The organism is Erysipelatoclostridium sp. DFI.2.3 (assembly GCF_019132535.1).
Taxonomy (GTDB): domain Bacteria; phylum Bacillota_I; class Bacilli_A; order Erysipelotrichales; family Erysipelotrichaceae; genus Clostridium_AQ; species Clostridium_AQ innocuum.
On the sequence record NZ_JAHOOJ010000002.1, the window covers coordinates 222909 to 235604 of the forward strand.

At 37.8% G+C, this 12696-nt stretch carries 11 protein-coding genes and 1 CRISPR repeat array; of the genes, 5 read left to right on the top strand and 6 right to left on the bottom strand.

The window, feature by feature from the left end; all coding sequences use genetic code 11:
• Positions 1-177: 177 nt before the first annotated feature.
• The 5 genes from KSZ58_RS22485 (at position 178) to KSZ58_RS03070 (ending at position 6039) form a co-directional block, all read left to right on the top strand.
• Positions 178-426, top strand: coding sequence for a hypothetical protein (locus KSZ58_RS22485; protein WP_022299963.1), 249 nt, complete (start codon positions 178-180; stop codon positions 424-426).
• 285 nt (positions 427-711) lie between these two features.
• A complete protein-coding gene (locus KSZ58_RS03055) occupies positions 712-2406 on the top strand; it encodes a M3 family oligoendopeptidase (RefSeq protein WP_175627759.1) in 1695 nt (564 codons plus the stop codon).
• Between the two features lie 486 nt (positions 2407-2892).
• A complete protein-coding gene (gene lysS, locus KSZ58_RS03060) occupies positions 2893-4377 on the top strand; it encodes a lysine--tRNA ligase (protein WP_175627760.1) in 1485 nt (494 codons plus the stop codon).
• Positions 4378-4502: 125 nt separating this feature from the next.
• Entirely contained in the window at positions 4503-5366 is an 864-nt protein-coding gene (locus KSZ58_RS03065; RefSeq protein WP_065532386.1) for a SatD family protein, read from the top strand.
• Entirely contained in the window at positions 5359-6039 is a 681-nt protein-coding gene (locus KSZ58_RS03070) for a DUF3307 domain-containing protein (RefSeq protein WP_175627761.1), read from the top strand. Before KSZ58_RS03065 ends, KSZ58_RS03070 begins: the two co-directional genes overlap by 8 nt.
• 448 nt (positions 6040-6487) lie before the next feature.
• Positions 6488-6986: direct repeats of the CRISPR family, unit length 32 nt; unit sequence ATTTAAATCCACTAGCCTCAGGGAGGCTAGAC.
• 165 nt (positions 6987-7151) lie between these two features.
• Here KSZ58_RS03070 and cas2 read toward each other — a convergent pair.
• From cas2 to cas5c, 6 genes are read right to left on the bottom strand one after another with little or no spacing between them, the layout of a single operon-like run.
• Positions 7152-7445, bottom strand: a complete 294-nt coding sequence (gene cas2, locus KSZ58_RS03075) for a CRISPR-associated endonuclease Cas2 (protein ID WP_002606249.1) — start codon at positions 7443-7445, stop codon at positions 7152-7154.
• Positions 7446-7451: 6 nt separating this feature from the next.
• Positions 7452-8483: a type I-C CRISPR-associated endonuclease Cas1c gene (gene cas1c / locus KSZ58_RS03080; protein WP_175627762.1), complete on the bottom strand. Its 1032-nt coding sequence runs from the start codon at positions 8481-8483 to the stop codon at positions 7452-7454.
• Complete coding sequence (cas4, locus tag KSZ58_RS03085) at positions 8480-9148, bottom strand: CRISPR-associated protein Cas4 (protein WP_083745822.1); 669 nt, start codon at positions 9146-9148, stop codon at positions 8480-8482. The genes cas1c and cas4 overlap by 4 nt, the downstream gene beginning before the upstream one ends.
• Complete coding sequence (gene cas7c / locus KSZ58_RS03090) at positions 9135-9980, bottom strand: type I-C CRISPR-associated protein Cas7/Csd2 (protein ID WP_175627763.1); 846 nt, start codon at positions 9978-9980, stop codon at positions 9135-9137. The genes cas4 and cas7c overlap by 14 nt, the downstream gene beginning before the upstream one ends.
• A complete protein-coding gene (gene cas8c, locus KSZ58_RS03095) occupies positions 9977-11857 on the bottom strand; it encodes a type I-C CRISPR-associated protein Cas8c/Csd1 (protein WP_008816402.1) in 1881 nt (626 codons plus the stop codon). The genes cas7c and cas8c overlap by 4 nt, the downstream gene beginning before the upstream one ends.
• Complete coding sequence (cas5c, locus tag KSZ58_RS03100) at positions 11841-12581, bottom strand: type I-C CRISPR-associated protein Cas5c (protein ID WP_008816403.1); 741 nt, start codon at positions 12579-12581, stop codon at positions 11841-11843. Before cas5c ends, cas8c begins: the two co-directional genes overlap by 17 nt.
• Positions 12582-12696: the final 115 nt, after the last annotated feature.

The following is a 12696-nucleotide window of genomic DNA, read 5'->3' on the forward strand; positions in this document are numbered from 1 at the left end:
GCAAAACAAATACAAAAACGCCGATATGCAACAATTTATAAGGTTATAAGAACTTACTGCACTTCGCACTCTGTCATTTCTACCCGATAGGCTGAAAACAGCATATAAGAAACAAAACATACATGATACAAGGTATGTTCCTGCGAGCATGTGCCTTTTTTGATTGGAGGAATGAACATGAACGACATGGAATTTATTAAAACATTGAAAGAAAAACGTAATGCTTACGGTTATTCGCAAACAAGACTTGCGCAGAAGAAGATGAACCCAAAAAATCTGCAATACATCATTGACATTCAAGTATCACAATCACGCTGGATTTGTACACTCATGCTTCTGAAACAGGAGCAAATGTGGAAATGTGAAGTCTTATTGCATGGTTTGCAACGAAATATACAACGACTAAGAGCAAAGATATACGGATAAGGTTCAGTTGCACGGTGTATCTGTGAAAAGAGAAAAACCGCCAAACCCTTATAAACAGGGTTATATTGACGGATTAAGAAGTTATAAGAAGATACGAAAAAATCTATGCTGTTTTTCTGTTGAAAACTGCCGTGGTTTTCCATGGGCAATTCTCTCTTTATTTGCACGAAGGGATCAGTATATGTGTGTACATATTCAATAAACAAAAGGAAAGAGACATATTTTCACATTGTTTGGATATCTTTTAGATGAAATATCTCGTATAATGATTGATGAGGTGATAGCATGAAATTTAAGGATTATAACTATGAGCGTTACAGCTATGAGGCTTATGCAGAGGCAATGCAGCAGGCAGGCACCAGGCTGAAGGAAGCAAAGGACTATCAAAGCTTCAAGAAAGCATTTGATGAGGGGAAACGGGCATTTGAGCATCTGGATACGATGTATAATATCTGTTATGTCCGCTATACGATCAATACAAACGATGCCTTTTATCAGAAGGAAAACGATTACTGGGACGAGGCAATGCCGAAGATGAAGTCCCTGACAACGGCGTTTGACAAAGAGGTGCTGGCTTCACCGTTTGCGGAGGAATTGAAAAAGGATGTTCCGGAAACCTATTTCCTGCTTGCGGAGTTTGCACAGAAGAGCTTTTGTGATGAAATAATCGAAGAGCTGCAGGAGGAAAACCGTTTGCAGAGCAGTTATCAGAAGCTGATAGCCAGTGCACAGATTCCCTTCGATGGTGATATCTATACTCTATCAGAGCTTGGTGTAAAGATGGAATGTGATGATCGTGACATTCGTAAACGTGCCACCCAGGCATACTGGGGATGGATGCAGTCACACCAGGATGAGATTGATGATTTATATGACCGCATGGTTAAGGTCCGCGATCGCATGGCGAAAAAGCTGGGCTATAAGAATTATGTTGAGCTGGCATATATGCTGCAGTGCCGCTTTGATTACAAGCAGGAGGATGTGGCAAATTACCGCCGGCAGGTTCTGGAGGATGTTGTACCGTTATGCAATGCATTATATGAACGGCAGCGGGAACGTTTAGGCTATGACAGGCTGCACGTATACGATGAAAAATACGAATTTGCAAGCGGCAACCCGACACCGAAATACGATACACAGGAAATGATTGAACGCGCAAACACAATGTATCATGAGCTGGATGAACGCTGCGGAACGTTCTTTGATTTCATGGTGGAGCATGCCCTGCTGGATCTTGACAGTAAAAAGGGAAAGGCAGGCGGAGGCTATTGCACCGTGTTTGCCGAAGATCGCTCTCCGTTTATTTTCAGTAATTTTAATAAGACAAGCCATGATGCGGAGGTTCTCACTCATGAGGCAGGGCATGCCTTCCAGGTGTTTACTTCCATGGGAATCCGACCGGTGGAGTGTATCTGGCCGACCTATGAGAGCTGTGAAATTCACTCTATGAGTATGGAATTCTTTACATGGCCGTGGATGGAGACCTTCTTTGAGGAGGATGCGGACAAGTATCGATTCCTTCATCTTGGCGGAGCCGCTAAGTTCATCCCTTACGGCGTTCTGGTGGATCATTTCCAGCATGAGGTGTATGAGCATCCGGAAATGACTCCGGCGGAAAGACGGCAGACCTGGAGAAGACTGGAAAAACAGTATCTGCCGCATAAGGATTATACGGACTGTGAATTTCTGGAGAATGGAGGATGGTGGTTCCGTCAGAGTCATATCTTTATGACACCGTTCTATTATATTGATTATACACTGGCACAGGTGTGTGCATTGCAGTTCTGGTATCGTCTGTATCAGAAGGATGAAAACGCATTTGAGGATTATTATCGCATCTGTCAGATTGGTGGAACGAAGACATTCACGCAAATCGTTGCGGCAGCGAATCTGAAGGTTCCATTTGCGGATGGGTGCTTAAAGGATGTCATGAAGGCAGTCCGCAGCTATCTGGATCAGGTGGATGACAAAGCACTTTGATGCCGGTAACGGGGAAGCTGCATATTCTTGAAATGGCGTGCCGACAGCGATAGCTGAAGGGCTTGTATGAAGTGCTGAAGCATTTGAAGGGCTTGTCATCCACATGGTATTCATAAACCTTTCACCATAAGGAAGGAATCATGGAAAGCCTTGTTTTATCGGTAATTTTAAGGAGTTTTCGATTGACAAAGGCAGGGTTTGTCTATATAATCATAATCGTAAATATGGCTGTGATAAGAGAGTACTGTTTGTGAAAGCTTTCAGAGAGTATGCACGTTTGGTGAGAGTGCAGCAGTGGACCTGCAGGAAATAAAGACTTGGAGCTTTCCGATCAGGACGTTTCCTTCACGTTACGAAGAGACTTGAAACACAGTCACTAAGGCTGTGCGGGGAAACCTGCCGGCGAATTAGGGTGGTACCACGATGAAGCTCTCGTCCCTATGTCGGAAGAGAGCTTTTTATATGGAAATAGAAAAGGAGCAGATTATGGAAAAGTTAACTGAACAGGAAGTTATCCGTCGACAGAAAATGGAAGATCTGCGTGCCATGGGCATCGAGCCGTTCGGGCATGCATATCAGAGAACACACAAATCCGGAGAAATACGTGCAGCATATGAAGACTGTACGAAGGAAGAGCTGGAAGAAAAAGATCTGACAGTGAAAATTGCGGGACGTATCATGACGAAGAGACGTCAGGGAAAGGCCGGCTTCATGCATATTCAGGATATCGACGGACAGATTCAGATTTATGTTCGTAAGGATGTCATCGGTGATGAGGCCTATGAGGTGTTCAAGAAGTCGGATCTTGGAGATATTGTAGGAATTGAAGGAAAGGTCATGAAGACAAATCATGGAGAGCTTTCTGTAAAGGCCGAGGTGTATACGCATCTGACGAAGGCACTGCGCCCACTGCCTGAGAAGTATCATGGCTTACAGGATGTGGAGGAGCGTTTCCGTCGCCGTTATGTGGACTTGATTACCAATGAAAACAGCAAGCGTATCGCATTGACAAGACCTAGAATTATCCGTGCTATTCAGAATTATCTGGACAGTGAAGGATTGGTTGAGGTGGAGACACCGGTGCTGCAGCCGATTCTGGGTGGAGCGAGTGCAAGACCGTTTGTGACGCATCACAATACTCTGGATATGCCGTTTTATCTGCGTATCGCAACAGAGCTGCCTTTGAAGAGACTGATCGTCGGTGGCCTTGAGGGTGTATATGAGATTGGCAGATTATTCCGTAATGAGGGAATGGATGCTACACACAATCCGGAGTTTACAACGGTGGAGGCCTATGTGGCATATTCTGATCTGAGCGGGATGATGGATCTGGTGGAAGGTCTGTTGAATCATGTGGCAGAGACGGTATGTGGAACGACAGAAATCGAGTGGCAGGATAAGACGATTTCTTTGAAGGCACCGTTTAAGAGATTACATATGGTGGATGGTATCAAGGAAGCATGCGGCGTTGATTTCTGGCAGGAAATGAGCTTTGCGGATGCATGTGCAATCGCGAAGGAACATGATATTGAGGTTGAGAAGAAGCATAACAGTGTCGGACATATTATCAATCTGTTTTTTGAGAAGTATGTTGAGGAAACGCTGATTCAGCCAACATATGTATATGGGCATCCGGTGGAAATCAGTCCGCTTGCGAAGAAGAATGCGCAGGATCCTAGATTTGCGGATCGCTATGAGCTGTTTATTGACGGGCATGAGTATGCGAATGCATTCTCTGAGCTGAATGATCCGATTGATCAAAGAGAGCGTTTTGAGAATCAGCTGAAGCTGCGTGATCTGGGGGATGATGAAGCAAATGAGATGGATACGGATTATGTGGAGGCATTGGAGTATGGTCTGCCGCCAACCGGTGGTGTTGGATTGGGAATTGACCGACTGGTGATGCTGTTGACAAATTCGCAGACGATACGGGAAGTGTTGCTGTTCCCGCATATGCGTCTTAACAAATAAAGTAACGCAGCCCAAATAGGTTGCGATTAAATAACGCAACCTATTTGGGTTGCGTTATTTGCCTATTTACTATATGCTTGATTTAAGAGGTGAAGACATTGTCAAATAAAAAGTATGGTTCTATTATGATCGACATAGTTGATTCTAGGAAATATAAAAATCGTAATGAAATCCAAGAATTTATGAAATGTATTATTGTGTACTTGAATAAAATATTTTATAAATCTTTAAAGAAACCATTAATGTTTAGTGCAGGAGATGAAATTCAAGGCTTGTTTTATGAACCATTGGCAGCGTATTTATGTGTTCGGTTTTGCATGATGATTTGTTATCCAGTAAAAATTAGGGCAGGAATTGGATATGGAGAATTAGCATTTGATAATGAAAATTGGAAATCAACCGAATTAGACGGTGAAGTATATCATAATGCTAGATATGCTATAGAAAGCTTTTCTGGTAAAAATAGTTTTGGAATTAGAATAAATACGAAAACAAAAAAGGATAAATATTTGAATGCAATGTTATACTCGTCACAGCTGCTTCAAAGACAACAATCGGTGAATGTACAAAATGTTAAATTAATTGCCGAATTATTATATCCAATTTTTGATGAAAACATTATGGTTTCGTACATTGAATTTAAAGACCAATTAAATTTTATATTAGAGATGAAAGCTAATATAGTACCTGTGCAGTCTTTGAGTTATGCAAGAATCGGAAGTTCTCCTAAGGGAGAATTGAAAAACAACATAGTTATTTCAAATGATATTGGTCAAGTATATTTTATGCCATTACGCAAACTTTTAGAGGATAGTAATATGTTAGTGGAAAATACATGGAAGAAGGGAATGTCTACAAAGATTTCAGAAATATTAGGAACTACACGTCAAAATATTGATAAACATATTCGCTTAGGAAATATAGATGAAAATAGAAAAATTGATTTTTCTGTTGCTTGTTGGCTGATTGAGGAGCTTGATAATGCATAATATGTTATTATTTATTATTTTCCATATTGTTGGAGATTTTTATTTGCAAAGTGATGAAGTAGCAAAGAATAAAGAAAACTTAAACACTTTTATGCTGATACATTCAATTATTTATTCAATACCTTTTGTTTTACTTTTTATCTATTTTAAAATAAATGTATCCTTATTGATAATAATCACATTATCTCATCTGTTAATCGATGTTTGCTCAGTTAAACTGAAAAATAAATACAAAGAAAAAGAGTGCTTAATATTTTGCAGTGACCAGTTTATACATATATTCATTATTTATTTATGTTCGTCATATATGAATTTAACAATCATATTATCCAATATGGCTTTAATATCAATTTTAGCGATATTAATATTAGTGAAACCAACTGGCGTATTGATTTCATTGGCCTTTAAAGTTATCTTCAAAGAAGAGAAAAGTAATCATGAGTTAAAAATTGGTACGTATATAGGATATTTAGAGAGAATTATAATTTTTTTATTATGTATCTTTGATTCTATTTCTACCATAGGTTTTATTATTGCTGCAAAAACTTTAGTTAGATATAAGGATATCAATAATAATAAAAATCATTTTCAAGAAAAGTACTTAATAGGAACATTATTAAGTACAATTGGAGCTTTATGCTGCTTTGCACTCATTAAGTTTTTAAGCACTTAAAAAGGAAGACACACATCAATATATTCTTTTTCTGTACATATTTTTATGTAACCTTCATGTACTTCATCACTGTATGCGTTATAGAATAAAATATCCAGATTTAAATGGCTAATAAATTTGCAGTAACGTTGATTCACTTGCAAAACAGGAATTGATGGAACTTTTTGTACAGTGTCTCACTTCTATCATTTCCTCGTTGGATTACTCGTAATCCGATACAATTACATACAGGTACACTACACCTCACAGATAGGCACATATAAAAGACTAAATTTTCCGTGAAAACGATATATTCAATGGTATATAGTTTTTGGCACTTGCAAAAGTACGATAAATAAAGTTTTTTTTGGAGGTTTCAATGATTTACTAAAGTCACATCACATATGAAGAATAAGTAGGATTTTATAAAATACAGCATTAGAAGGAGTGCTGTGCTTTTTTGTCTAAGCTTAAAATGTCTAGCCTCAGACGAGGCTAGACTGTTTTTATACCGTATCATAAGACAATGTAATAAACATTTAGATACGCTAGCCTCAGGGAGGCTAGACCGAAGCATACGAGAATGCTGTATGGGACGCCGATGAATTTAAATCCACTAGCCTCAGGGAGGCTAGACAGGGGAGGGGTCGTTTTATTAAGCGATAAATTTATTTAAATCCACTAGCCTCAGGGAGGCTAGACTGATGCCAAAGATTCAACTTCCTTTTCTGGCATTGATTTAAATCCACTAGCCTCAGGGAGGCTAGACCAAATTATAATAAAGTTAATCTCATTATATTTGATATTTAAATCCACTAGCCTCAGGGAGGCTAGACCGCCTATCACTTATAGCATTACTACAAGTGGCGTATTTAAATCCACTAGCCTCAGGGAGGCTAGACGATTACTTTAACACAAATTTTATCGATTTAATAAATTTAAATCCACTAGCCTCAGGGAGGCTAGACAGTGAAAATTATTGCATTTTAAGACGTTTGTAACAAAATCATTTCTTTTCATAACTATTGAATGTTATGGACATGAAAAAGCTGTTACAAAATGCGATAAAACGCAATTTTAAGGCGCGAACCTCCCAAGGGTTTCATGTGAGCTTACGGTTCGCGCAAAATAATTCATATAAACAATACATCTTCTTCAACATTGAAGCTAGGCTTAACTCCTATATGTTCTACTTTATTTTTGTAATTGTTACCTAAATAGTAAAATCTTAAACTATCATGTTCTTTATCAATTAATCCAGTAAGCTTGTGTTTAACCTCTCTGCATTTCGCTTGATCCATAACACATTCAAAAACTGAATTTTGAACCCTTTGACCATAATTCACACATACTTTAGCAACGTTCCTTAATCTTTTTTTACCTGCGCTGTTTTGGGTGTTGACATCATAAGTTATTATAACAAGCATTTCTCATTACTTCCATAAAAACGGTGGATATTCAGGTAAATCACCACGAATTGTTCTAGCAAGTAATAGCGCCTGAACGTAAGGAACCAAACCCCACTCTATCTTTTGATCAAGGAATGGATGCTTTATCGTTTCCTGTTTTTTCTTTTGCCATGAAGACAGAACCGCTTTTCTAGTCGTATCATCCATATAAACAGCACCACTATCGGTTTTTGTAAATCCATCAGCAGTTACTATATTCATATTTATAAGTGATAAAACAAAACGATCAGCCAGGATTGAGCGTAATTCTTCCATTAAATCTAATGCTAAAGAGGTGCGTCCAGGAAGATCAGTATGTAAAAATCCAACATACGGATCTAAACCAACAGATTCAAGCGCTGATGTGACATCCTTTGCTAAAAGTGTATAGGTAAAGGAAAGAAGAGCATTAACATTATCTAGCGGAGGTCGTTTATTTCTACCATGAAAATAGAAATCATTTTTCTGTTGGAGAACTAAATCATCAAATACATGGAAGTAACAATTTGCTGCATTGCCTTCGATTCCTCTTAAAGAGTCTGCAGAATCCGCTTTTCTAGCTTCATTTGCAGATAATCTGATCGCTTCAGCTGCTGTTTCGATTTTTTCAACATCTATTCTCATACCATAATCTCGTTTGGCACGAAGTAATATATTTCTGGAATTGATTAGCTTTGCTGTTATCATGTTTTTTGCATATGCAAGACGTTTATCGCTTGATTCAGATATTCTGAATTGTTCTTTCCGCAACAGGACATTTCCACGTTCCTCTCCAACAACTCTAGCAAGAAATCTTCCATGCATTGTCATAAATGTTAACGATATTCCCATATCTGCACATTTACCCATAAGAGCAGGACTTGCGCCTGTAAAACCAAATCCAACAATCCCTTCAATGTTATGTAAGGGAAACCTCGACACAGATTTATCTTCTTTTGTGGCGATAATGTTTTCACCATCCAATGATAAATAGGTCCTAGGTGTTGTTATATACAATGTGTTCAAAAGTTTTTTCATATACCTTTGTCTCCTAAATATTTATCAAAGTATTCATCAACAGAAGGATTTTGATTCAGTTTAGGAAGACAGATATCTTTTAAAGAACATGCATTGCATTTTTTAGATATTTTTACTTTAGGAGTATATTGCTTTAAATACAGTTTATGCATTTCTTCACAAAATGCTTTGACTGTACTGCGCATGTCAGAAGAAAATAACACTTCAGTTCTTCGTCTTGTTTCTCCATAAAATAGATAGCCCTTTTCAATCTTACACAAAAGCATTTCTTCTAAACACATTGCCTGTGCACATAACTGTAAGTCATCAGCTTGATATTGTTTAGGCTCTCCTCTTTTATATTCAATAGGAACAGGGAGATAGCGCTTAGAATCTTTTGAAATAGAAATGCCTTCTTCTGATGGATGAAATTCTACAATATCACAATTACCACTAATACCCATAGTCCTTGAAAATACAGAGAGTCCTCTACGAATGAGTATTCCATTTCTTGTTTCAGAGAATGCACCATTATGTGCATTCTCATGAAAAATCTGACCATCTATCGTACGGTAATTCTCTGCCCACTGTTGTTCAATATGTATGAGTGCCCATTGACGGCGGCAAAACGCAAAATGTTGTATACCTGAAAGCATTAAAAATTCGTCTTCACTATATTCCATCATAAATTTCTGGTTCTAGACCTTCTAATGGAGATAACGTGATTGTGAAATCTTCAAAGCAATTTGGCGTATCCACATCATTTTTTACCTCAACCTTTAAAGAATTGTGTACTTTTGCTGAACTGTATTGCCCTGCTAAACAATTATGCTTCCACCAATATACCTTACAAACTTCCATGCTTCCTTCCGGTCTTGCACTGGAGGCATCGTTCATGAACAGGGAACATAAAGCTTCTTTGATTTTCTCAGCATCCTCTTCACTGAAGCCTGTTTTTTCTGCCAGCTGGTGATTGATGCTTCCTTTACATACATATAAACCAAAATCAACACGGTGCTTCATTCCCATAGTGTCAGAGGAACGCTTTTCGGATGGCTCACTATTTACACTCTTTGTTATCTGCATATCGGTTGTTACAACTGGATTGATACTTTCTGCAGTTCTTATAGAAACAGGACCTCTTACACCTACAGAAACATTATTCGCTTTAAATGCGAAGACCTGCCCAAATGCTCTGACATCAGTCCATTGTTTACAGGCAGCTGAAGCATAAGCTTCACGATCCTTTAAAACCGCTTTTAATTCCTTATTATTGGAAGCACGTTCACTTAAGCTCTTGAATCCATCATTGCTTCTTTCATCAGATTGGACGAAGATATTTTCTCCCATATCCTGCAGACGGTTTCTAATTTTCCGTTTAATGCATACGTCAGATACTTCTCCAAATCCCTTAAAATCAATTCTAGGTTGATTGCCAGAAAGTGGATCACCATTCGGGTTAGCTTTGTTAACTGTGAAAATAACTGCGAAATCTACTTTGTTTGTGAATGCTGTCATAATTTAGACTCCTCCTTTTGTTTATTTTTTTCTTTTCTTTCAGTATTGATTCGTTTGATTTCATTTCTCTGACAATCAAAACCAATGACAAAATATGCATTTAAGTTTTGGATGTGTTCTACAGCTTCTATATCCATTTCTGTATATAACTCTTCCATTAAGTCCTGTTTCATTGAAAGAAGATAATCACATTTTCTCCCTAGTTTCTCAACATAAGGTCTGATTTTCTTATCTAGCGTAGTAAGCGTTACAAACGGATGCTCTTGAAATGGTGCGTATAAACGCATTGCATTTGTTGGACGATCTTCCTTTTGAATGTTTAAAGCATATTGTTCAATTGCATCATATATTGCAAGAATTCTTCCTAATAAATAGGGGATATTTGATTTAGCTAATTTTTTGTTTTCCATAATATTCACACTCCAATTCACTCCTTCTCTATCGTAACAGTATTTTTTGAATACTGCACACAGTATACCGATACATTTATTCCAGTTATACTTCGTATTCGTTGACATGGTCTTTATCTGATTGTTAAGTCGAATGATAAAATCATCCGGAATAGGTTTCCCTTCAGAAATACATGGCAGTAGGCGTCCCATTTGCAGCGTCATCAACTGATCATCCACTTCAAAGAATGCACCACGCAGTGTACCATATGCACAAGAAATGATTTCTCTGGGAATTGGAGTCATTACATCGCTCATATGATCAGCTTTTGAGTATTGAGGCCAGCTACAATATGTGAACCAGTTCTGTAGATGTTTGTAGTATGTAGAAGCATCTATCTCCTGATAATAGGTTATTGAAAATCTACCAATCGTAGCAGCGTCCATTGCCATGATGACGATGTTATCATTATGATCGCTGATATTCTGCCTATAACCGTCAATTGCTTTGTTTACACGTTGTGCGTAATCTTCTTCTGTATCTACTTTGTCCGGTAAAGCAGGAAATAAGCTTTCGTCTAATGCGAATGCCGTCATAATGTTATCACAGTGTGCATTCCATACCAAAATCGTTTGTCCATTTTGCTTATATGCCTGTTTTTGTATCAACCATCGCAAAGCATTATGAATTTTCTGAGATGTTTCATATCCAACGGAAATCGCTTCTTTTTTAGAAACGAACCTGCCGCGATATGTAAAACCGTTTGCATCATTAGTAGAAATTAACTTAGCTTTATCTTTTCCTTGACGAAGTTTAGCAGGATGTTTTTCTGTGCAATACATCATTTTACCAGTTATATAGCAGAGATCCTCGTCGGTATGTTGACTGGTATAGAAATTGTGGTAGGCATCGAATAACATTTTGTCACACCATGGTTCAACAATTCGTTTTTGTATACCTCTGATTTTAAAGCGGACAAAAGCTTCTGTTTGAACAACTGTTTTCTGGATTTTATATTTCTTATCCAATTGTTCTCCATTCAATTTTAAGATATCGCAGGAGATCAAGTCAGAGATGAGTGTACCTTGTTCAAGATATTGATAGATTGGTATAATGCTAGAGTGGGTGTAAGAAGAATCTATCCATTGTTTTAGAAGACTTTGGTGTGCAAGAACATGCGGATCGTTTCGTTTTCCAGTATATTCTGCATAATCTTTTGAGATATAAATTAGCTTATCGTGTAAAGGATGAGGCGTAATACCGCTTGATCTACTCGCTGAATCCTCAGTCACAGGAATGACAGTGACGGCATCATCATTAGGGATTTCTATTGCATGGATAAATTTTCCGTTTTCATCCAAAACAACTTCAATCTGTGCTTTTGTAGTTAGGTGGCTAAGCGGTAATAACATCCCTGTTTCACTTTCCTTGCCCACTTCACTCTGACATATATCATAGGTTTCTAGTAATTTACTCGCCCAACTCATGCAATTCACCTCCTTCCTCATGTTCAACACTCTTAAAATTGATATCTTTTTCAAATCTCTTGATATCGCCGGTTCCTACAATACGCCTGATTGCACATTGTTCAGGTCGGATGAATGTAATAATACCTTTTTTCATGACTGGTGTCCAAAAAGTCGCAATCAGCTTGCCTTTTTCTTCTTCACAAACCCATTCGTCTGGGTAGATAAATCCATGAACCATAGTACTGAAAGGCACTATGGTATGGTCATCATAAAAACCTTTTCCTTCACCAAATTCACATGGTTCTACATACGCCTGACATTCACGCGTACCAAGAAATATATCCCTTCGTCCACCACGATTTACCATGCGCTTTGCGATTAACCAATGTTTATTCTCATTACGATCTTGTTCTAATTCTTCATGGTGTAGATTCCATTCAAAGTGTGCTTTTACCTGATATTCAACATCTGTTAAATAGGTGTAGTAGGAGAGAGTATTACCTCCGTGGTAATTGATTGGTCGAATACCTTGTGTTGTGAATTGAATCTCATTCATAATGCGAACTTCATCAATAAACCAGCTGATTGTCGGCTTAAAGTAAATACTTTTAACCACTCCCTTTAAGGCTTCATATGTTGGGATTTGATAAGAAAACTTTTCTCCTGATACACGATTGAGAGGATCAGAATAAAGAGCATATTTACTTTTTACGCAAAATGTGATTTCGTTTTTCTTTTCCATTTTTTTCACCTTCTTTCTAATAAATTTATTTTATATACAATATGATGTATGAAATAACATCATATTGTATTTAAAATCTAAAGCAGTTTAAAAAGTACGTAGATGAGAGCAACAA